The 22,428-nt window shown below is 63.7% G+C and carries 17 protein-coding genes and 1 pseudogene; 14 read left to right on the forward strand and 4 right to left on the reverse strand.

Translation table 11 applies throughout. The features are described from left to right. Positions 1–2 precede the first annotated feature (2 nt). Entirely contained in the window at positions 3–548 is a 546-nt protein-coding gene (locus FJ970_RS06115; RefSeq protein ID WP_140754858.1) for a nucleoside-diphosphate kinase, read from the forward strand. Between the two features lie 112 nt (positions 549–660). Further along, on the forward strand, positions 661–1,917 hold the full coding sequence (locus tag FJ970_RS06120; protein WP_140755021.1) for a D-amino acid dehydrogenase: 1,257 nt from the start codon (positions 661–663) through the stop codon (positions 1,915–1,917). Positions 1,918–2,004: 87 nt separating this feature from the next. On the opposite strand, the gene FJ970_RS06125 is transcribed toward FJ970_RS06120, so the two are convergent. The 3 genes from FJ970_RS06125 to FJ970_RS06135 form a co-directional block, all read right to left on the reverse strand. Next, positions 2,005–4,158: a phospholipase D-like domain-containing protein gene (locus FJ970_RS06125; protein WP_140754856.1), complete on the reverse strand. Its 2,154-nt coding sequence runs from the start codon at positions 4,156–4,158 to the stop codon at positions 2,005–2,007. Continuing rightward, entirely contained in the window at positions 4,155–4,598 is a 444-nt protein-coding gene (locus FJ970_RS06130; protein ID WP_140754854.1) for a hypothetical protein, read from the reverse strand. Before FJ970_RS06130 ends, FJ970_RS06125 begins: the two co-directional genes overlap by 4 nt. A gap of 152 nt (positions 4,599–4,750) precedes the next feature. Beyond that, entirely contained in the window at positions 4,751–5,632 is an 882-nt protein-coding gene (locus FJ970_RS06135; protein WP_140754852.1) for a LysR family transcriptional regulator, read from the reverse strand. A gap of 207 nt (positions 5,633–5,839) precedes the next feature. Between FJ970_RS06135 and FJ970_RS06140 the strand changes: the two genes are divergently transcribed. Continuing rightward, positions 5,840–7,336, forward strand: coding sequence for a CoA-acylating methylmalonate-semialdehyde dehydrogenase (locus FJ970_RS06140; RefSeq protein WP_140754850.1), 1,497 nt, complete (start codon positions 5,840–5,842; stop codon positions 7,334–7,336). Positions 7,337–7,571: 235 nt separating this feature from the next. Next, entirely contained in the window at positions 7,572–7,877 is a 306-nt protein-coding gene (locus FJ970_RS06145) for a hypothetical protein (RefSeq protein WP_140754848.1), read from the forward strand. 1 nt (position 7,878) lies between these two features. Here FJ970_RS06145 and FJ970_RS06150 read toward each other — a convergent pair whose 3' ends face one another. Continuing rightward, a complete protein-coding gene (locus tag FJ970_RS06150) occupies positions 7,879–8,529 on the reverse strand; it encodes a GntR family transcriptional regulator (protein WP_181178239.1) in 651 nt (216 codons plus the stop codon). Positions 8,530–8,640: 111 nt separating this feature from the next. Between FJ970_RS06150 and FJ970_RS06155 the strand changes: the two genes are divergently transcribed. The 10 genes and pseudogenes from FJ970_RS06155 (at position 8,641) to pyc (ending at position 22,378) form a co-directional block, all read left to right on the forward strand. After that, complete coding sequence (locus FJ970_RS06155; RefSeq protein WP_140754844.1) at positions 8,641–9,534, forward strand: dihydrodipicolinate synthase family protein; 894 nt, start codon at positions 8,641–8,643, stop codon at positions 9,532–9,534. Between the two features lie 35 nt (positions 9,535–9,569). Then, entirely contained in the window at positions 9,570–10,889 is a 1,320-nt protein-coding gene (locus tag FJ970_RS06160) for an NAD(P)/FAD-dependent oxidoreductase (RefSeq protein WP_181178221.1), read from the forward strand. Between the two features lie 30 nt (positions 10,890–10,919). Continuing rightward, a complete protein-coding gene (locus tag FJ970_RS06165) occupies positions 10,920–11,921 on the forward strand; it encodes a 4-hydroxyproline epimerase (RefSeq protein WP_140754842.1) in 1,002 nt (333 codons plus the stop codon). Positions 11,922–12,256: 335 nt separating this feature from the next. Next, positions 12,257–13,159: a branched-chain amino acid ABC transporter permease gene (locus FJ970_RS06170; protein WP_127276526.1), complete on the forward strand. Its 903-nt coding sequence runs from the start codon at positions 12,257–12,259 to the stop codon at positions 13,157–13,159. Between the two features lie 106 nt (positions 13,160–13,265). Beyond that, positions 13,266–14,759, forward strand: a pseudogene (gene livM, locus FJ970_RS06175) (high-affinity branched-chain amino acid ABC transporter permease LivM); the annotation flags it as partial. Beyond that, the gene (locus FJ970_RS06180) at positions 14,759–16,231 is read left to right on the forward strand and encodes an ATP-binding cassette domain-containing protein (RefSeq protein WP_140754838.1); all 1,473 of its coding nucleotides are present in this window, start codon (positions 14,759–14,761) and stop codon (positions 16,229–16,231) included. The pseudogene livM and the gene FJ970_RS06180, both read left to right, overlap by 1 nt. Further along, on the forward strand, positions 16,231–16,959 hold the full coding sequence (locus tag FJ970_RS06185) for an ABC transporter ATP-binding protein (protein ID WP_140754836.1): 729 nt from the start codon (positions 16,231–16,233) through the stop codon (positions 16,957–16,959). The genes FJ970_RS06180 and FJ970_RS06185 overlap by 1 nt, the downstream gene beginning before the upstream one ends. Positions 16,960–16,975: 16 nt before the next feature. Then, positions 16,976–17,323, forward strand: coding sequence for a DUF6867 family protein (locus tag FJ970_RS06190; protein WP_140754834.1), 348 nt, complete (start codon positions 16,976–16,978; stop codon positions 17,321–17,323). A gap of 137 nt (positions 17,324–17,460) precedes the next feature. Beyond that, positions 17,461–18,579, forward strand: coding sequence for a branched-chain amino acid ABC transporter substrate-binding protein (locus FJ970_RS06195; protein ID WP_023771718.1), 1,119 nt, complete (start codon positions 17,461–17,463; stop codon positions 18,577–18,579). A 340-nt stretch (positions 18,580–18,919) separates the two neighbouring features. After that, complete coding sequence (gene pyc / locus FJ970_RS06200; protein WP_140754832.1) at positions 18,920–22,378, forward strand: pyruvate carboxylase; 3,459 nt, start codon at positions 18,920–18,922, stop codon at positions 22,376–22,378. Positions 22,379–22,428 lie beyond the last annotated feature (50 nt).

The following is a 22,428-nucleotide window of genomic DNA, read 5'->3' on the forward strand; positions in this document are numbered from 1 at the left end:
TGATGAAAAGCGGGAGCTGCCAGCTGACCACGAAGGATTTCGCCGTCCTGGAGGTGATGCTCGAGCGCCGACGGGCCTTCGCGGATCCGATGGTCCGGATGATCGAAGAGAAGCTTTCCAATGCCCGCGTCGTGCCCATCGAGTCGGTCGAACCCGATATCGTGACGCTGAACAGCCGGGTGGTGTTTTGCGTCGATGCCGGTGCGACCGAGACGCGCACCCTGGTGCAGAACGAAGTGCGCGGACCGGTCGGCTCCAGCCTGTCGCTGGCAACCAGACGCGGGCTGTGCATGCTTGGCATGGCGCAAGGCCAGACGGCCTCGCTCGAGCATCCCGACGGCAGGCGCGAATCGACCCGGATCAAGGCGGTGCTCTATCAGCCGGAAGCCGCGCGGCGGGCAGCCCGGGAAAGAGCCGCCGCCGGCGGACCGCGGCCGCACGGCCTGACCCTCGTCTACAGCGCCGACACCTCCATCCGGCCTCTTGGCGGGACGGCAGGAATGCGGCAGACAGGGAGAGACGACGATCCGGGTCCGTCGGCGGCGTGAAAAGCCACGGCGCATGGTCGCGAAGACGAATCGATTTTCGCCGGTGATCGTGCGCAAATCGCAGATGCTGCCGTGTCCATCGGCGTGAAGGACATGGCGTAAGGAGTGAATGATGAAGATCATGGTGCTGGGCAGCGGCGTCATCGGGGTGACCACGGCCTACTATCTCGCCGAGGCCGGCCACGAGGTGACGGTGATCGACCGCCAGAAAGGCCCGGCGCTGGAGACCAGCTTTGCCAATGCCGGTGAGATTTCGCCCGGCTATGCCTCGCCTTGGGCCGGCCCCGGCATTCCGCTCAAGGCGATCAAGTGGCTCTTGATGAAGCATGGCCCGCTGGTGGTGCGGCCGGCATTCGACCCGCCTATGTGGACATGGCTGGTCAAGATGCTGCGCAACTGCACCGCCGAGCGCTACGCCATCAACAAATCGCGCATGGTGCCGCTGGCGGAATACAGCCGTGACATGCTGAAGGCGCTGCGCGAAGCAACGGGCATTGCTTATGACGAGCGGACCCAGGGCACGCTGCAGCTGTTTCGCACGCAAAAGCAGCTCGACGGCACGTCAGGCGATGTCGAGGTGCTGAAGAAATATGGCGTGCCCTATGAAGTCCTCGATCCGGACGGCTGTGTCGCGGCCGAGCCGGCGCTGGCCGGGGTGCGCGAGAAGTTCGTCGGCGGTCTCAGGCTGCCGCATGACGAGACCGGCGACTGCAAGATGTTCACCGACAAGCTGACCGAGCTCTGCGTGGCGCGCGGTGTCAAGTTCGAATACGACGTGACGATCTGGCGCGTCATCCGCAGTCGCAATCGGGTCGCCAACCTGAGCACCAGCAAGGGTTGGAAGGGGGCCGATGCCTACGTCATGGCGTTGGGCAGCTATTCGGCGGGCTTCATGCGCCGGATGAAGCGGCCGATCCCGGTCTATCCGGTCAAGGGCTATTCGATAACAGTGCCGATCAAGGACGCCGCCTTGGCCCCGGTGTCGACGGTGATGGACGAAACCTACAAGGTCGCGATCACCCGGCTCGGCGACCGCATCCGCGTCGGCGGCACGGCCGAGATTTCCGGTTTCGATCTCAGGCTGCACGAATCGCGGCGCCGCACCCTCGAACACTCGGTCGGCGATCTCTTTCCCGGCTCCGGCGCCATGCGCGAGGCGACGTTCTGGTGCGGGCTGCGGCCGATGACTCCGGACGGACCGCCGCTGATCGGCCGCACCGAACTTTCCAACCTCTTTCTCAACACAGGCCATGGAACGCTCGGCTGGACCATGGCCTGCGGCTCGGCCAAGGTGCTGGCCGACATCATCTCGAACCGGGTGCCCGACATCGACGTGCGCGCCCTGGCGCAGGAGCGCTATCTGAAATAGCCGCCCGCGCGTCTGGCCGACTCGCATTGTTCTTTGCTTTGACGCATGTCGTCGCCCCAAAACCGGGCCACCTTTGGGCGACATGCATCAGAACGCCTGCCTGACCCACGCCTCGTCGAACAGCAGCCGGTAGGCCCACGGGATCATCACATTGGTGGAAACCGGGTTCGAGTGGGCGAGGTAGTCGTCATAGACCGGCTTCATCCTGGCGTAGAAGGCGGGGTCGAGCACCATCATGCCGTTCTCCGAATCGTGGAAGAAGCTGCGGTTGTTGAGGTTGACCGAGGAGATGGCGACCAGCCTTTCATCGATCATCATGATCTTGGAATGCAGCACCACGTCGGGTGCCTTGAACTCGCGGATGTCGATGCGGTCGCCATATTTCTCGACGAACAGCTTGTTGAGCGCGGTGAGGAACTTGCCGCCGATATCGCCCTTGAGGTCGATGCGACCGACAATGTCGATCTTGACGCCACGGGCGAGCGCCCTGTCGAAGGCGCGGGCGAGGCTCGGCGTCAGATTGAGGTAAGGGTTGACGATCTGGATATGGTGCTGGGCGGCGTCGACCAGTTCGACGAAATAGGCCTCCAGCGCATGGTCGTCCTCATAGGGCATCGAAATGAAATGCCGGGCATTGCCTCGGGGGTGGCCGCCGGCGTGGACCGGGATGGAGAAGGGGCGCGCCAGGTTGGTGTCGGCGTCGCGCAGCCATATCGTCGACAGATGCGCGGCGAGTGTCTCGACCGTCGCCTTGTCGGCGAACTCGATGTCGAAGTCGCTCCAGTTCGAATAGTAGTTCAGCGAAAAGCCGTCGGTCTTGCCGTATTGCTCGAGGTCCGGGTAGCGCGACAGGTCGATCGGCTGATGGAACAGGAAACCGTCATGGATGTTGCGGCCGCCGATGATGACGCGCGAACGCGCGGGGTCCCGCGCCAGCGTCGCCAGCATCTTGATATGATGGACTTTGTGCAGTTGTGAAATCTGTTCGTCGATCGGCGCGCCATGGTCTGCCTGCCAGCGATATTCCTGCAGCTCGACATTGGGGAATTCGGCCGCCAGGCGGTGCAGCATGGCGTCGTCCTTGTCGCGCTCCAGCACGTCGGTGACCATGATGCGGACCTTGGTGCCAAGCGCTGCATGGTGGCGGATCAGCCGTTCCATGATGCAGCCGGAAAAGTCGGCCTTGAATTCGAGCGAGGACAGATAGATCAGCTTCAGCCTTGGCGCCCTGGAGAAATCGAGCGGCAGCTCGGGGTCGCCTCTGTCTATTGCCGCATCCGACAGCGGCGCCCCCATCAGCGCCTCGACCTTGGCGTTGAAGCCGTCTCTCGACTTGCGCAGCAGCTTGGGCTCGCCGATCGGCAAGGCGCAGGTCTGCGACAGCCAGCGGCTGGCATAGAAGGCGCGTTCAAGCGCGTCGAGGCCGACGCCATTGGGGACCGGGCAGCGCTGGTAGCGGCTGTCGAAGCTGGAGAGCCCCGGATCCGCGGTCTCTTCGCGCAGGATCATGAGTGGCGCGCCGGCCGGGGCAAGGCTGGAGCGGATTCTTGCCGTGCAGCGGTTCAGGCTGTCGCCCGGGAACAGGCTGACGGTGTCGTCTCCGCCCGACAGGCGAAAGCGAAATGCCGAGCCGGCGGAGATGGTGCGTGAGGCTCCGGCGGCGCGGATCGCCAATGCGCCGTCGCAAGTGCCTTCGATGTCGGCAGGCTGCTCGCCCGCCTGGCGCACGACGATCTCGGTGCTGCGTGCCTGCAGGCCGGAGAAATCGAAAGTCTTGGGGGCCGAGGGCCGCGCCGCCGCATCGATGTAGAGCGTCTGCCGCGACGCCCGCCAGCGGCCGTCGAAATGGCCGTCGCCGCTGCCTGTGCCGGCCGGCGGTAGATGTGCGTTGGCGACGGGTCCGGCCAGTTGCCGCAGCGTCGAATATGTCGCCTGGAAATCGCGGTTCTGGACATCGCGGCGGTTGCGCCCGAACGGGCCGGTGCCGTTGGCACGGTCCATGGCGCCGAGCTGGTTATTGGCGAGCAGCGCCAGGAACCGTTTTTCATAGTCGCTGCCGCCGTCATTACCAAAGAACTGCGCCGCCGCGATCCGCGGCCCGGGCGTGCCGGCCGACAGCGAGGGCCGTGCGCAAGCCTCTTGTCCCGCCAGGAGGTCGCAGGCATTGCGGCCCGTACCGGCACAACCGGCAAGGGCGATGAGCCCGAACAGGGCGAGGATGACGGCCGTGCGGAGGTTCAACCGGCGGCTCCGGCCTTCATCGCGCTCAACTGCGCCGGGTCACGCGGCGGCATGAACCCGTGCGGAAAGACCTTGCAGACAGGGATGGCGAAGGTGGCGATCAGTAGGTCCGCCTCTCTGCGCATCTTGCGGGGCGCCGTCCTGTCATCGCGGATTGCCCTGGCCGAGGCGACAAGGGCGCCATCGCAATCGCAATGGTTGCGGCGGGCGATGTAGCAGGCGTCATGGATTCGACAAACGGCGTCGAGGCGGTCGACCGGCCGGGCCGACAGATCGCCGGTGCGGGTGCCGGGACCGCAGTAATTGCCGATGACGAAAGGCGAGGGACGCGCCATGACGTAGCGGATCGGTTTGGGCAATTCGGCTTCCGGCATTTTTGTCCATGGATTGGCGCATGCGGAGACGAACAGCAGCGGCAGGATGGCAAGAACGGCTCGCATATCTATCCGCGCCAGCTTTCTGAAAGATTTCCCACCCGGCGCCCCGCCTCTCATGGCCGAGGCCGCATGCCTGATGCCACACTGGCTGGTTTTGTGGCAAGGAAAAGGCGGCCTATGGGGATCTGGACCGTGTTTTTCCAATGACGGCGCTTCTATAGGAAGAGGCCCCGCTCGCGTTCAACCGCCTTGGTGATGAAACTGGCGACGATCTGCACGCGACGCAGCGGCCTGACCGATTCGTGATAGACCAGCCAGTAAGCGCGGCGGATTGGCGCGACCACATCGACGGCCACCAGTTCCGGCATTGAGCGGGCGACGAAGGTGTGCAGGATGCCGATCCCGGCGCCGGAGCGCACGGCTTCAGCCTGGCCGAGCGCCGAGGAGATGGCGAAGCTGGTGCGCCAATCCGCGCTGAATTCCGCGGCATAATCGAGCGAAGGGCTGACGATGAGGTCCGGCACATAGCCAATGAGGGTGTGCTGGCCGAGTTCGGCGGCGGTTTTGGGCAGGCCATGCGCGTCGACATAGGCGCGAGAGGCGAACAGGCCGAGCGAATAGTCGACCAGCTTTCCCGCCACCAGCCGGCCTTCGGTCGGCCGCTCGACGGTAATCGCGATATCGGCCTCGCGCCGCGACAGCGAGAAGGAGCGCGGCACCGGCACGAGCTGGATGGTGAGTTCGCGGTGCAGGGCGGTGAGTTCGCCCAGCCGCTTGGCCAGGAAGGCAACGCCGAAGCCGTCGGGTGCGCCGATGCGCACGGTTCCGGACACGTCATCGCCTTCGCCTGATATGGTCGAGCGTGCGGCGATCATGTCGCCTTCCATGCGCTCGGCGATGTCGAGGAAGCGCTCGCCGGCCGGCGTCAGCTCGCTGCCGGTGGTCAGCCGGCGGAAGAGTTTCGTCCTCAGGGCTTCCTCGAGGGCCGCGATGCGGCGCGAGACGGTGGCATGGTTGAGCTCCAGCCGCCGCGCCGCGCCAAGGATCTGGCCGGCGCGCGCCACGGCGAGGAAGATGCGGACGTCATCCCAATTCATGGGGATGATCCGGCAGGACAGAGGGGGGCGCCACGGAACTCAACATAACCATTCCATCGATGATGAGAATCCCTACCATTTGCGGCAATTGATGGACAGGCCTTGCTTGTTATCTATTTTACGCACAACGGTTGCGTTCTCCCTCGCGTTGCCTTCGCCGCCGCAAAGGCGGACAATGCTGCCATCACAAACAAAGGGAGAGAAATCATGATCGACTACGGTCATTTCATCGGCGGCAAGCGTGTCGCCGGCACCAGCGGCCGCAAACAGGACGTCATGCAGCCGATGGACGGCACCGTGCGCGGCACGGTGGCGCTGGCCTCGCAGGCGGAACTGCGCGCGGCGGTCGAGAACGCCAAGGCGGCGCAGCCCAAATGGGCCGCGACCAATCCGCAGCGCCGCGTGCGCGTGCTGATGAAATTCCTCGAACTGGTTGCCCGCGACTATGACGAACTGGCCGAGATCCTGGCGCGCGAACATGGCAAGACCATCGCCGACGCCAAGGGCGACATCCAGCGCGGCCTCGAAGTGGTCGAGGTCTGCATCGGCGCGCCGCATATGATGAAGGGTGAGTTCACCGACGGCGCCGGCCCCGGCATCGACGCCTATTCGATGCGCCAGCCGCTCGGCGTCGTCGCCGGCATCACGCCGTTCAACTTCCCGGCGATGATCCCGCTGTGGAAGATTGCCCCGGCGCTGGCCTGCGGCAACGCCTTCATCCTGAAGCCTTCCGAGCGCGATCCGGGCGTGCCGATGCGCATTGCCGAACTGTTCCTGGAGGCCGGTCTGCCGGCCGGCATCCTCAACGTCGTCAACGGCGACAAGGAGGTGGTCGACGCTATCCTCGACGATCCGGACATCAAGGCCGTCGGCTTTGTCGGCTCGACGCCGATCGCTCAGTACATCTATGCGCGCGGCTGTGCGGCTGGCAAGCGCGTGCAGTGCTTCGGCGGCGCCAAGAACCACATGATCATCATGCCCGACGCCGACATGGACCAGACCGTCGACGCGCTGATCGGCGCCGGCTACGGCTCGGCCGGCGAGCGCTGCATGGCGATCTCGGTGGCCGTGCCGGTCGGCAACGACACCGCCAACCGGCTGATGGAGAAGCTCGTCCCTCGCGTCGAGAGCCTGAAGGTCGGCCCGTCGACGGATTCGGCCGCCGATTTCGGCCCGCTGGTCACCGCCCAGGCGCTGGAGCGCGTCAAGGGCTACGTCGACACCGGCGTCAAGGAAGGCGCCAAGCTCGTCGTCGACGGCCGCGGCTTCAGGATGCAGGGCTATGAGGACGGCTACTATATGGGCGGTTGCCTGTTCGACAACGTCACGCCCGACATGCGCATCTACAAGGAAGAGATCTTTGGGCCGGTGCTGTCCGTGGTACGCGCGCCGACCTATGAGAATGCCCTCAAGCTCGCCAACGACCATGAGATGGGCAATGGCGTTGCCATCTTCACCCGCGACGGCGACGCGGCGCGCGACTTCGCCAGCCGTGTCCAGGTCGGCATGGTCGGCATCAACGTGCCGATCCCGGTGCCGATCGCCTACTACACCTTCGGCGGCTGGAAGGCATCTTCCTTCGGCGACCTCAACCAGCACGGCCCGGACGCGTTCCGCTTCTACACCAAGACCAAGACGGTGACCTCGCGCTGGCCGTCCGGCGTCAAGGACGGCGCCGAGTTCGTCATTCCGACGATGAACTAGCCGGACGATTTCTTCGTCCGGTCTTACTCGCCGCAGGGCGGATGAGAAGATCGATTGAACCTGAGGCCTAAGTCCCCGGACTTGGGCCTTTTGTTTTGCAAACGCTAATGTGATGGAACCGGCGAGGCTCGCAGGACTTAGGGCTGCAATCCTGCCGTGGAGGAGGCGCGGCAGACAACCAGAGCGCCGCACGGCGGCCGGTGGCATTGCATCGTCCGGCGCAAGGAGGTGTCAGATGACACGACGTCTTATGGCGACAATGTTCGTTGCGGCGATGGCGATGTGCTCGGGCGCTGCTCAGGCAAATGCGGCCGGGCAATGCGCGGCGCGCGCCGATATCGTGAAAGCGCTCGGTGAGAACTTCCACGAAAGCGAAGCCGGCCGCGGCCTAATCAACCGCAATGTGGTCCTCGAGGTGTTCGTTTCGGAACAAGGCAGTTGGACGGTTCTGGCTTCCGACACGAAGGGCCAGAGTTGCATCCTGTCGGTCGGCGAGGGCTGGGACAGCCCAACGATCAAGGCGGCTTTGCCAGGCGCTTGACTCAGCGTGTCGCGGCCACCTCGGCATGGCCGCGCAGCAGCGCCATCAGTTTCTTGGCGTCCTTGGCGGCGCCTTCTTCGTCGCCGTCCAGGATCGAGCGGATCAATGCGACATGGTGCTCGGCGGATTCAGCCAGTCCGGTGTCCGCCTTGTAGCGGAACCAGAAGCGGCGGCTGTGGGTCTGCAGGGGGGCGGCCAGCCGGGCGGCGAACGGGTTGTCGGCGGCCAGCGCCAGCGCCTCGTCGAGTGCCTTGTCGGCCTGGATGAAGGCAAGCACATTGCCCGAAATGACCGCTTTCTGCATGGCGAGCGCGGCCTCGTGAAACAGGTCGGCGGCCTCGCGGGTGACGAAGCGGGCGGCTGATCGTGCGAGCACCACCTCGACGCCGCGCCGGGCGTCGAGCACGCGCAGCCAGTCGCCGGGATGCAGAGGCGCTATCGCAATGCCGGCACGGGGCCTGACGTCGAGCAGTCCTTCCCAGGCCAGCCGCTGGATCGCCTCGCGCACGGGCGTGCGGCCGAGCGCCAGCCGCTCGATCAAGGAACCCTCGGTGATGAAACTCGCCGGGGCCAGTTCGAGCGTGACGATCATGTGTTCGAGGATGCGATAAGCCTTGATCGCCGCAGGCTCGGACACAGTGCTTGCTTCCATGGATATCAAAGGCGGTCTCCTGATATATCAAAAATATATCATAACAGATTCCGCATTGACAGCGGCTTTCCCAACAGATATACGGCTGATATATCAGATGGAGAGATAGCCATGTGGACCGGAGTTTTCCCCGCCGTCACGACCAAATTCACCGCCGACGACCGGCTCGACCACGCGGAGATGGAGCGTTGCTTCAGCTTGCAGATGGAGGCCGGCTGCGACGGCATCATCGTCTGCGGCTCGCTCGGCGAGGGGCCGATGCTGTCGCCTGACGAGAAGATCGAGGTACTGAAGACCGCGCAGAAGGTCGCAGGCAAGAAGCCGGTGCTGCTGACCGTCAACGAGGCCGGCACCCGCGAGGCCGCCAGCATTGCCAGGCGCGCCGCCAAGGAAGGCGCCAACGGCCTGATGGTGGTGCCGAGCCCGATTTACCACACCAACGCCGAAGAGACGGTGGCGGCCCTGCGCGCCGTCGCCGAGGCCGGCGACCTGCCGGTCATGATCTATTCCAACCGGCTCGCCTACCGCGTCGACGTCACCGTCGACCAGATGGAGGAACTGGCATCGGACAAGCGCTTCGTCGCCATCAAGGAATCCTCCGACGACATCCGCCGCTCGACCGAGATCATCAACCGCCTGGGCAGCCGCTACGACCTGTTCACCGGCGTCGACAATCTCGCCTTCGAGGCGCTGTCGGTCGGCGCCATCGGCTGGGTGGCCGGCCTGGTCACCGCCTTCCCCCGCGAGACCGTCGCCATCTACCAGCTGATGAAGCATGGCCGCCGCGAAGAGGCGCTCGCCATCTACCGCTGGTTCCGGCCGCTGCTCGACCTCGATGTCTCGACCTACCTGGTGCAGAACATCAAGCTTGCCGAAGTGTTCGCCATCAACACCAATGACCGCGTGCGCATGCCGCGCATGCCGCTGTCGGGCGAACGCCGCAAGACCGTCGAGAAGATCGTCAAGGATGCGCTCGCGGTACGGCCGACGCTGCCTCAGTTCTAAGGAGAAGATGCCGGCAGGGGAAGGGCAGCGACCACGTGACAGGAAGTTCCAAGTCGACAGAAGCGGGGCGCCGCTCCTCATCCGCCCTTCGGGCGCCTTCTCGCCGTGAACGGGGAGAAGGGACAGACATCGCCATCGTCGGCGGCGGCATCATCGGCATCTGCGCGGCTGCCTTCCTTGCCGAGGCCGGGCTGGATGTCACGGTTTTCGACCGCACGGGCATTTGCGAGGAGACGAGCTCCGGCAACGCCGCCGCCTTTGCCTTCTCCGACGTGTTGCCGCTGGCGCACAAGGGCATGATACCGCAGCTGCCGAAATGGCTCGCCGATCCGCTCGGCCCGCTCAGCATCCCGCCGGCCTATCTGCCGAAACTGCTGCCCTGGCTGATCCGGTTCTGGCGCGCCGGCGCGCCGGCGAAATACGAGGCGAGCCTGATGGCACAGGCCGGCATGATGAAACTTGCCGAAGCCGAATGGATGGATCTGCTCGATCGGTCCGGCACACGGCTGATGCTTCGCGAGGACGGTTCGCTCGAGCTCTACGAAAGCGAGGCGGAATTCCATACCTCGCTGTCGGGCTGGGCGGCACGCGAGCGCTTCGGCATCGGCTTCCGTCATGTCGAAGGCGAAGAACTGGCTGGCTTGCAGCCGGGGTTGTCACCGCGCTTCGTCAAGGGCACCTTCGTGCCGGGATGGAAGACGGTCGCCGATCCGAAACTGCTCGGCAAGGCAGTATGGGCTTACGCGCAGTCCAAGGGCGCCTGCTTCGAGATGGCCCGCGTCGATCGCGTCGCGGCGGATCAGGACGGCGTCACGCTGACGCTGGCCGATGGCACGAGCAGGCAAGCCAGGCGCCTTGTTGTCGCGGCGGGCGCGTGGTCGCACCTCCTGGCGCGGCAGCTTGGCGATCGCATTCCGCTGGAGACTGAACGCGGCTACAACACGACGCTGCCGACGAGCGCCTTCGACGTCAGGCGGCAGCTGATCTTTTCGGGCCATGGCTTCGTCATCACTCGGCTCGAAACGGGCCTGCGCGTCGGCGGTGCCGTGGAACTCGGCGGCATCGAGCGACCACCCAATTTCAACAGGTCGAAAGCGCTCTTGCAGAAGGCGCAGAAATTCCTGCCGGGACTCGATCCCTCGGGCGGACGCGAATGGATGGGGTTCCGGCCCTCGCTGCCGGATTCGGTGCCCGTGATCGGCAAGGCGACGCGAAGCCGCTCGGTGATCTACGCCTTCGGCCACGGCCATCTCGGCCTGACCCAGGCTGCTGCAACCGGGCGGTTGATCAGGGAATTCGTTCTGGGGCAGACTTCGTCCGTCGATCTGGCCCCCTTCGGCCCACAACGATTTTGATTTTTTCGGGTTTTGATCTTGAGGAGCGACATGGCCAAGAAATCCTTCTTCTGCATCGACGGCCACACCTGCGGCAACCCGGTGCGGCTGGTCGCCGGCGGCGGTCCGCTGTTGCAGGGCTCGACGATGATGGAACGGCGCGCGCATTTCCTCGCCGAATATGACTGGATCCGCACCGGCCTGATGTTCGAGCCGCGCGGCCATGACGTGATGTCCGGCTCGATCCTCTATCCGCCGACACGCGAGGATTGCGACATCGCCATCCTGTTCATCGAGACGTCCGGTTGCCTGCCCATGTGCGGCCACGGCACCATCGGTACGGTGACGATGGCCATCGAACACGGGCTGATCAAGCCGAAGACGCCGGGTGTGCTGCGGCTCGACACGCCGGCCGGCCTGGTCATCGCCGAATACAAACAGGTCGGCGAGTATGTCGAGGAGGTGCGCATCACCAATGTGCCGTCCTTCCTCCACGCCGCAGGCCTGACGGTCGAATGTCCCGGGCTCGGCGAGATCACCGTCGATGTGGCCTATGGCGGTAATTTCTACGCCATCGTCGAACCGCAGGCGAACTATCGCGACATGGCCGATTATTCCGCCGGCGACCTCATCGCCTGGAGCCCGGTGGTGCGGCAGCGGCTCAACGAGAAATATTCCTTCGTGCATCCGGAGAATCCCGGCATCACCGGGTTGTCGCACATGCTGTGGACCGGCAGGCCGACGGTCGATGGAGCCGATGCCCGTAATGCCGTCTTCTACGGCGACAAGGCGATCGACCGCTCGCCCTGCGGCACTGGCACATCGGCGCGCATGGCGCAGCTTCACGCCAAGGGCAAGCTTAGTGCAGGCGACGCCTTCGTCCATGAATCGATCATCGGTTCGCTGTTCAAGGGCAAGGTCGAAAAGGAGGTCACCGTGGCTGGCAAGCCGGCAATCATCCCGTCGATCGGCGGCTGGGCACGCATGACCGGACTGAACACCATCTTCATCGACGACCGCGATCCGTTCGCGCATGGTTTCGTGGTCAAGTAGGAGAATCCTGACCTTGCGGAAAGGAGTGTGACGAAAAAACGAACCATGTCAGGAACGCAACGATTCTTCTCATCACCTAATTTTGACGGCGATTTCTTCGAAACGGAGCGCATGATGCAGCCCAATCGTCAAAGACATTGCGTTGTGCCAATGATAGGGTCCGCGATAGTCCAGGGGCTGGGCGCGAAAAGCGGGCGATCGGGAAGACGTGACTTGGAACCACGCGGAGCGGTCGAAAAAATCACGTTGCAATCCGGGCTCGAAACTTTACGACTAGGGGAAATACGAAAAGGAATGCGTCTGCATGGGCGACATTCCAGGGGAGCCATGTACACATGCAGTACTTTGTCCAGCAGCTTATCAACGGGCTGACGCTGGGATCGATCTATGGGCTGATCGCGATCGGCTACACGATGGTCTACGGCATCATCGGCATGATCAATTTCGCCCATGGCGACATCTTCATGGTGGGCGCCTTCACGGCGCTGATCGTCTTCCTCATCCTCGGCGCGCTGTTTTATTCGGTGCCCGTGGTCATCGCGCTGCTGGTCATGATGATCGTGGCGATGCTGCTTACCAGCCTCTACAACTGGACGATCGAGAAAGTGGCCTACCGGCCGCTGCGCGGTTCGTTCCGGCTGGCACCGCTGATCACCGCCATCGGCATGTCGATCGCGCTGTCGAACTTCGTCCAGGTGACACAAGGGCCGCGCAACAAGCCGATCCCGCCGATGGTCAGCCAAGTCTACAACATCAACGGCGTCAGCGTGTCGCTGAAGCAGATCATCATCGTCATCGTCACCGCTTTGCTGCTGGCGGTGTTCTGGTACCTGGTCAACAAGACCTCGCTTGGCCGGGCGCAACGCGCCTGCGAGCAGGACCGCAAGATGGCGGCATTGCTGGGTATCGACGTCGATCGCACCATCTCGATCACCTTCATCATGGGTGCAGCCCTTGCCGCCGTCGCCGGCACGCTGTTCCTGATGTACTACGGCGTCATCGCCTTCTCGGACGGTTTCGTGCCGGGCGTGAAGGCGTTCACGGCCGCGGTGCTTGGCGGCATCGGCTCGCTTCCGGGCGCCGTGCTCGGCGGGCTCTTGATCGGCTTCATCGAGAGCATGTGGTCGGCCTATTTCTCGATCGACTACAAGGACGTCGCCGCGTTCTCGATCCTGGCCATCGTGCTGATCTTCCTGCCTTCCGGCATATTGGGCCGGCCAGAAGTCGAAAAGGTGTGAGATCATGGCCGTGACCGTATCTCGTGCGAGCGACACCGTCGCCAAGCCCATGCAGCGCGCGCTGCGCGAGGGCTTCTATGCCGGCGCCATCGCGCTTGGCCTGTTCGTACTGTTCATCGGCCTCAAGACCGACCAGAACATGTCCAACGAACTGGTCGTGGTGCAGCGCTGGGGCCTGCTTGCCGCGGTGGTGATCGCCACCGCAGTCGGGCGTTTCCTCTATGTCGCCTACGGCCAGCCCTTCATGGCCAACCAGAAGATCGCCGATGTCGCCACCGGGCTCATGCCGGCAAGTGTGGCATCCCGCTCCTTCACCCTGCCGACCTTCATCGGAGCGGTCGTCGCCATGGTGCTGCTGTTCGTGTTCAACAGCTCTCTCGCCGGATGGGTTGGGGCAGAACCGGCCGGCTATCTGCAATTCCTGCGTGCCCTGGCGGTCATCTATGTGCTGGCCTGCGTGATCTATTACTTCCGCGCCTTCATCCATGCCAACTTCACCAAATTGGGCATCTCGGCGTTGGTGCTGTACCCGATCCTCGTCGTCGCGGTGCTGTCACTCAACGCCTGGTCGATCACCGGAGGGTTGCAGGGTTCGTTGAAATGGGTCGATAATTTCGGCATCCAGATCCTGATCTATGTGATGCTGGCCTGGGGACTGAACATCGTCGTCGGCCTCGCCGGTCTGCTCGATCTCGGCTACGTCGCTTTTTATGCGATTGGCGCCTATGCCTATGCGCTTCTCGCCACCCATTTCGGCCTGTCGTTCTGGATATTGTTGCCCGCCGCGGGCGCCATGGCCGCGCTCTGGGGGGTGCTGCTCGGCTTTCCCGTGCTGCGCCTGCGCGGCGACTATCTGGCGATCGTGACGCTCGCCTTCGGCGAGATCATCCGCCTCGTGCTGATCAACTGGCGCGAAGTCACCAATGGGTCGGCCGGCATCTCCGGCATTCCCAAGGTCAGCTTCTTCGGCTTGATGTCGTTCAACGTGTCGGACCCGAATTACATCGCCAAGGTGCTGAACCTCGCCACGTCCAGCGCCTACTACAAGATCTTCCTCTACTACCTGATCCTTGGGCTCTGCCTGCTAACCGCCTTCGTCACCATCCGGCTGCGGCGCCTGCCGGTCGGCCGCGCCTGGGAAGCCTTGCGTGAGGACGAGATCGCCTGCCGCTCGCTCGGTATCAACACCACCACCACCAAGCTGACGGCCTTTGCCACCGGCGCCATGTTCGGCGGCTTCGCCGGTTCGTTCTTTGCCGCGCGGCAAGGTTTCGTCAGCCCCGAATCCTTTGTCTTCCTGGAATCGGCCATTATCCTCGCCATCGTCGTTCTTGGCGGCATGGGGTCGCTGGTCGGCATCGCCGTCGCCGCGATGGTGATGATCGGCGGCACCGAGGCGCTGCGCGAACTCGACTTCCTCAAGCAGGTCTTCGGGCCCGATTTCACACCGGAACTCTACCGCATGCTTCTGTTCGGCATGGCCATGGTCATCGTCATGCTGTGGAAGCCGCGCGGCTTCGTCGGCAGCCGTGAACCGACCGCCTTCCTCAAGGAGCGAAGGGCTGTCTCAGGCTCCTTCACCAAGGAGGGCCACGGCTGATGAACGCGACCACGCAAATGAACGACGCCATCCTGCAGGTCGAGCATCTGTCGATGAAGTTCGGCGGCCTGGTCGCCATCGGCGACCTGTCCTTCACCGCCAGGCGCGGCGAGATCACCGCGCTGATCGGCCCCAACGGCGCCGGCAAAACCACAGTGTTCAACTGCATCACCGGCTTCTACAAGCCGTCGGAAGGCATGATCACGCTCAGCCGGGCCGATGGCTCCAGCTACCTGCTGGAACGGCTGCCCAACCACGAGATCCCGGCGCGCGCCAAGGTGGCGCGCACCTTCCAGAACATCCGCCTATTCTCGGGCATGACGCTGCTGGAGAACCTGCTCGTCGCCCAGCACAACAAGCTGATGAAGGCTTCGGGCTATACGATCCTGGGCCTGTTCGGCTTCAGCGGCTACCGCAAGGCCTCAGCCGAATCGGTGGAGCTTGCCAAGCACTGGCTGGAAAAGGCCGATCTCGTCGATCGCGCCGACGATCCGGCCGGCGACCTGCCCTATGGCGCGCAACGGCGCCTCGAGATCGCGCGCGCCATGTGCACCGGTCCTGAACTGCTGTGCCTCGACGAGCCGGCGGCCGGCCTCAACCCGAAGGAATCGGCGGCGCTCAACGAGCTGCTGATGGACATCAAGAAGTCCTCAGGCACCTCGATCCTCTTGATCGAGCACGACATGTCGGTGGTCATGCAGATTTCCGACCATGTCGTGGTGCTGGAATATGGCCGCAAGATCTCCGACGGCAATCCGCAATCGGTGCGCACCGACCCGCGCGTCATCGCCGCCTATCTCGGCGTCGACGACGAGGAGGTCGAGACCGTGCTGACCGAAGTCGGCGACGAGGACGTCATCGAACGGCTCGATACCGGTCCCGACTCCGCGCATGGCCCGGGAACATCTTCGTCGTATCTGGCCGGGCCGGTGAGCGACACCGTCGGCCATAGCGAAGGCGAACGCGTGACAGTGTCGAAAGGCGCCTCGAAGGCAGCGCAGGTCGATGCCCGCGCCGCGACCGTGGCAAGCAGGCCTGTCGCACCGGCGCCGGCCAAGCCCGCTGCGAAGAAAGCGGCACCAAGGAAGACGGCCGCCAAGGCCCCTGCCGTGAAGGCCGAAGGCGTTTCGAACCGCCTCACTGCCCCCCGTGGCGGCAAGGCCGACAATCTGACCCGCATCAAGGGCATCGGTGCGGTCAACGAGAAGAAGCTCAACGAGCACGGCATCTTCCACTTCGACCAGATCGGCGCCTGGAAGAAGGCCGATGTCGAGGCAGTCGAGGCTTATCTCGCCTTTGACGGACGCATCGCGCGCGAGGAATGGGTCAAGCAGGCGAAGCTGCTCGGCCAGGGCAAGGATACGGAATTCTCGCGCCGTGTCGATGCGGGCAAGGTGGCGACCAGTCATGCTTCCGGCAAGGCCGCGAGCACAGGCAAGCCCGCTCAGGGCAAGCGTGGAGGGGGCAAGTGATGGCCACGACAACGCTGCTCGATATCAAGGGCGTGGAGACCTATTACGGCAACATCCGTGCGCTGAACGGCGTCAACGTCACCGTCAAGCAAGGTGAGATCGTGGCGCTGATCGGTGCCAACGGCGCCGGCAAGTCGACGCTGATGATGACCATCTTCGGGGCTCCACGCGCCCGCACGGGCACCATCACCTTCGCCGGGACCGATATCACCCAGTTGCCGACGCACGAAATCGCACGCATGCGGATTGCCCAGTCACCCGAGGGCCGGCGCATCTTCCCGCGCATGACGGTGATGGAAAACCTGCAGATGGGCGCCAGCCTCGACAACCTCAAACACTATGGCGAGGACGTCGAGAAGGTGTTCACGCTGTTCCCCAGACTGAAGGAGCGCATCGCCCAGCGGGGCGGTACGTTGTCGGGCGGCGAGCAGCAGATGCTGTCGATCGGACGCGCATTGATGGCGCGGCCGAAATTGCTTTTGCTCGACGAACCGTCACTGGGTCTGGCGCCGCTGATCGTCAAGCAGATCTTCGATGCCATCCGCGAATTGAACCGCACCCAAGGGCTGACCGTGTTCCTGGTCGAGCAGAACGCGTTCGGCGCGCTCAAGCTCGCCACGCGCGGTTATGTCATGGTCAACGGCAATGTGACGATGAGCGGCACCGGCAAGGAGCTGCTCGCCAATCCGGAAGTGCGCGCCGCCTATCTCGAAGGCGGACATCACTGAGTTCAGGAGACTTCCCATGCAAGGCATTCTCTACGAGGAACAGTCGATCTGGCAGTTCTTCTTCGTCACCTGCCTGCTCGGCGGCTGGGCGGCCTGGATGACCGGCAAGGCCAGTGCCCAGACATGGCGCAGCTTCATCCAGCTGTTCGCCTATATGCTCGGCCTCGGCATCGGCATCCGGTTCATCCATCACGCGCTGTTCGACGGTACGATGTTCTCGCTGCATTACTATATCGTCGACACAATCGTGCTGATGATACTGGGCTTCGTCGGCTATCAATACACACGAACCAACCAGATGGTCACACAGTATAATTGGCTCTACGAAAGAGCTTCAATCTTGAGCTGGAAACCGAAAGGTTGACGTTCATCATTAACGCCGCGTCAGGGATGAATCGGCGTGACAAGTGCCTGAAAATCGGCAAACTATGCTTTCTGCGATAAGGGTGGGCATCGCATGAAAGCTTCATCCACGCCCACTCCGTTAATGGGAGCGTTTAAATGAAAAAGTCACTTTTGTCCGCCGTAGCCCTGACCGCGCTCGTCGCGTTCGGCGGCAACGCGTGGGCTGATGTAATGTTCGGCGTCGCCGGTCCGATCACCGGTCCGAACGCGGCCTTCGGCGCACAGCTGCAGAAGGGCGCCGAAGCGGCGGTCGCCGATATCAATGCCAAGGGCGGTATCAATGGCGAGCAGATCAAGCTCGAAGTCGGCGACGACGTCTCCGATCCGAAGCAGGGCATCTCGGTCGCCAACAAGTTCGTCGGCGACGGCGTCAAGTTCGTGATCGGCCACTTCAACTCGGGCGTGTCGATCCCGGCCTCCGAGGTCTACGCCGAAAACAATATCGTCGAAATCACGCCGGCCGCAACCAACCCGAAGTTCACCGAGCGTGGCCTGTGGAATGTGTTCCGTACCTGCGGACGCGACGACCAGCAGGGCAGCATCGCCGGCGCCTATATCGCCGCGAACTTCAAGGATGCCAAGGTTGCCGTGATCCATGACAAGACCCCTTACGGCCAGGGCCTCGCGGACGAAACCAAGAAGGCGATGAACGCCGCGGGCGTCAAGGAAGTGATGTATGAAGGCGTCAATGTCGGCGACAAGGACTTCTCGGCGCTGATCGCCAAGATGAAGGAAGCTGGCGTCACCCTGATCTACTGGGGTGGCCTGCACACCGAAGCCGGCCTGATCATCCGCCAGTCCGCGGACCAGGGCCTCAAGGCGCCGATGATGTCGGGTGACGGCATCGTGACGGACGAACTCGCCGCCATCGCGGGCGACGCCGTCGCCGGCACGCTCAACACGTTCGGCCCCGACCCGCGGCTGATCCCGGCCAACAAGGAACTCGTCGAGAAGTTCCGCGCGCAGGGTTTCGAGCCGGAAGCCTACACGCTCTACGCCTATGCCGCCGTGCAGGTGGTCGCCGAGGCAGCCGCCGCCGCCAAGACGAACGATCCGCAGGCCGTCGCCAAGGCGATGCATGAAAGCGGCCCGTTCCCGACCGTTCTGGGCGATCTCGCCTATGACGCCAAGGGCGATCCGAAGCTGCCGGGCTACATCATGTACGAATGGAAGAAGAAGGACGACGGGAAGTATTCCTGGTTCCCGAAGTCATAATTCATTCGGATCTGAAACCAACGATGCCCGGCGCCTTGCGCCGGGCATTTTCTTTGACATGCTGGCAGCGGTGACATCCCTGCCAGCTTTCCCTGATCTTATGCATGTCGTTATCCCGGAACCGAGGACACTTCCGGGCGACATGCATTGGCCTCGAAAGATCGCATCCAGGATCGAAATTGTCGCCGTTGTTCCGTCCGTTCGAACGAATGCGTGCGAGTGTTGACTGAATAATCGGTTTAAATCGGTTTAAGTCGGCGTCGATTTTGTTTGCACTGCAGCATTTTCGCGTTAATCATTGCCCCGATTTCCCGTCCCTTCCGCTGCTGGAGCCCAGTCCTTGGCCATCACGAAGATCCTCGTCGCCAACCGGTCAGAAATCGCCATCCGCGTCTTTCGCGCGGCCAACGAGCTGGGCCTCAAAACCGTGGCGATCTGGGCCGAGGAAGACAAATACTCCCTGCACCGCTTCAAGGCCGACGAGAGCTACCAGGTCGGGCGTGGCCCGCATCTCAACAAGGACATGGGGCCGATCGAGAGCTATCTGTCGATCGAGGAGGTGATCCGGGTCGCCAGGCTTTCAGGCGCAGACGCCATCCACCCCGGATACGGGCTGCTGTCGGAAAGCCCCGAATTCGCCGAAGCCTGCGCGCAAGCAGGCATCACCTTCATCGGACCGAAGCCAGACACGATGCGCAGGCTCGGCAACAAGGTCGCCGCGCGCAATCTCGCCATCGAGGTCGGCGTGCCCGTGGTGCCGGCCACCGATCCGTTGCCGGACGATTTGGAGGCGGTCAAGGAACTCGCCAGGACGGTCGGTTATCCCGTCATGCTGAAGGCTTCGTGGGGTGGCGGTGGCCGTGGCATGCGCGCCATCCGTTCCGAGGCCGATCTCGCCCGCGAGGTCATGGAAGGCAAGCGCGAGGCGAAAGCCGCCTTCGGCAAGGACGAGGTCTATCTCGAAAAACTAATCGAGCGCGCCCGCCATGTCGAGGTGCAGGTGCTCGGCGACCGCCAAGGCAATGCCGTGCACCTGTTCGAGCGCGACTGCTCGATCCAGCGCCGCAACCAGAAGGTCGTCGAGCGCGCGCCGGCGCCATATCTCAGCGAGGACCTGCGCCAAGAGCTATGCGGCTACGCGCTGAAGATCGCGCGCGAGACCAGCTATATCGGCGCCGGCACCGTCGAATTCCTGCAGGACGCCGACACCGGCAAGTTCTACTTCATCGAGGTCAATCCGCGCATCCAGGTCGAGCACACAGTCACCGAGATGGTGACCGGCATCGACATCGTGAAGGCGCAGATCCACATCCTCGACGGCTTCGCCATCGGTACGCCGGAATCGGGCGTGCCGGCGCAAAGGGACATTCGGCTGAACGGCCATGCCTTGCAATGCCGCATCACCACCGAAGACCCGGAACACAATTTCATTCCGGACTACGGCCGCATCACCGCCTATCGCGGCGCCACCGGCTTCGGCATCCGCCTCGACGGCGGCACCGCCTATTCCGGCGCGGTCATCACCCGCTTCTACGATCCGCTGCTGGAGAAGGTCACGGCCTGGGCGCCGACGCCGGCCGAGACGATCGCCCGCATGAACCGAGCCTTGCGCGAGTTCCGCATCCGCGGCGTCGCCACCAACCTTACCTTCCTCGAAGCGATCATCAATCACCCGAGCTTCGCCGACAATTCCTATACGACGAGGTTCATCGACACGACGCCGGAGCTGTTCCAGCAGGTCAAGCGCCAGGATCGCGCCACCAAGCTGCTCAACTATCTGGCCGACGTCAGCGTCAACGGCCATCCCGAGACGCGCGGCCGGCCGACGCCAAAGGCCGACGCGGCGCCGCCCGTCGTGCCCTATCTCAACGGCAATGTGCCTGGTGGCAGCAAGCAGAAGCTCGATGTGCTCGGGCCGGAAAAGTTCGCCGCCTGGATGCGCGAGCAGAAGGAAGTGCTGGTCACCGATACGACGATGCGCGACGGCCACCAGTCGCTGCTCGCCACCCGCGTGCGCACGCACGACATTGCCGGCATCGCCGGCACCTACGCGCGCGCCTTGCCACAACTCCTGTCGCTGGAATGCTGGGGCGGCGCCACTTTCGACGTGGCCATGCGCTTCCTCACCGAGGATCCGTGGGAGCGGCTGTCGCTGGTGCGGGAAGCAGCCCCCAACCTGTTGCTGCAGATGCTGCTGCGTGGCGCGAACGGCGTCGGCTATACCAATTATCCCGACAATGTCGTGCAGCATTTCGTCAAGCAGGCGGCAAGCGGCGGCATCGACTTGTTCCGCGTCTTCGACTGCCTGAACTGGGTCGAGAACATGCGCGTCGCCATGGACGCCGTGGGGGCCGAGGGCAAGCTGATCGAAGCGGCGATGTGCTATACCGGCGACATTCTCGATCCGGCGCGGGCCAAGTACGACCTGAAATACTATGTCGGGCTGGCCGAGGAATTGCAGGCGGCCGGCGCCCATATCATCGCGGTCAAGGACATGGCCGGCCTGTTGAAGCCGAGTGCCGCCCGCGTGCTGTTCAAGGCGCTGCGCGAGGCGACCGATCTGCCGATCCATTTCCACACCCACGACACATCGGGCCTGTCGGCGGCAACCGTGCTGGCGGCGGTGGAAAGCGGCGTCGACGCCATCGACGCGGCGATGGACGCCTTCTCCGGCAACACCTCTCAGCCATGTCTCGGTTCGATCGTCGAGGCGTTGAGAGGCACCGAGCGCGATCCCGGCCTCGACCCGCAATGGATCCGCAAAATCTCGTTCTACTGGGAAGCCGTTCGCAACCAGTACGCCGCCTTCGAGAGCGACCTGAAAGGGCCGGCTTCGGAAGTCTACCTGCACGAAATGCCTGGCGGACAGTTCACCAATTTGAAGGAACAGGCTCGCTCGCTGGGGCTGGAGACACGCTGGCACGAGGTGGCGCAGACCTATCATGACGTCAACCTGATGTTCGGCGACATCGTCAAGGTGACGCCGTCGTCCAAGGTGGTCGGCGACATGGCGCTGATGATGGTGAGCCAGGACCTGACCGTTGCCGATGTCGAAAACCCGGCCCGGGATATCGCCTTCCCGGACTCGGTCGTCTCGATGCTGCGCGGCGACCTCGGGCAGTCCCCGGGCGGCTGGCCGCGGACGCTGCAGAAGAAGGCATTGAAGGGCGATAAGCCGATCACGGCGCGGCCCGGTTCGTTGCTGAAGCCGGCCGACCTCGAGAAGAGCCGCAAGGAGATCGAGGACAAGTTGGAGCGCAAGCTGACGGAATACGAATTCGCCTCGTGGCTGATGTATCCGAAGGTGTTTTCCGACTTCGTCGTCGCCCAGGAAACCTACGGCCCGGTCAGCGTTCTGCCGACGCCGACCTATTTCTACGGCATGAAATCGGAAGACGAGATTTTCGTCGATATCGAAAGGGGCAAGACCTTGGTCGTGCGCTGCCAGGCGTTCGGCGATGTCGACGAGAAGGGCATGGTCACCGTGTTCTTCGAACTCAACGGCCAGCCGCGGCGTGTGAAGGTGCCCGACCGCGCGCATGGTGCTTCCGCCGCCAAGGCGCGCCGCAAGGCCGAGCCCGGCAACGAGGCGCATGTCGGGGCGCCGATGCCGGGTGTGGTTTCGGCGCTTGCGGTCGCCGCCGGCCAGGCGGTCAAGGCAGGCGACGTGCTGCTTTCCATCGAAGCGATGAAGATGGAGACGGCGCTGCATGCCGAGCGTGATGGCATGGTCGCCGAGGTGCTGGTCAAGGCCGGCGACCAGATCGATGCGAAGGATCTCCTGATCGCGTTCAGCTAAGAGTTCGCAAGGAGCGGGCAGGCTGTCGGCTTCTGGCGGCAGGGCTGGCG

Origin of the sequence: Mesorhizobium sp. B2-1-8 (genome assembly GCF_006442545.2) — a bacterium.
Taxonomy (GTDB): Bacteria; Pseudomonadota; Alphaproteobacteria; order Rhizobiales; family Rhizobiaceae; genus Mesorhizobium.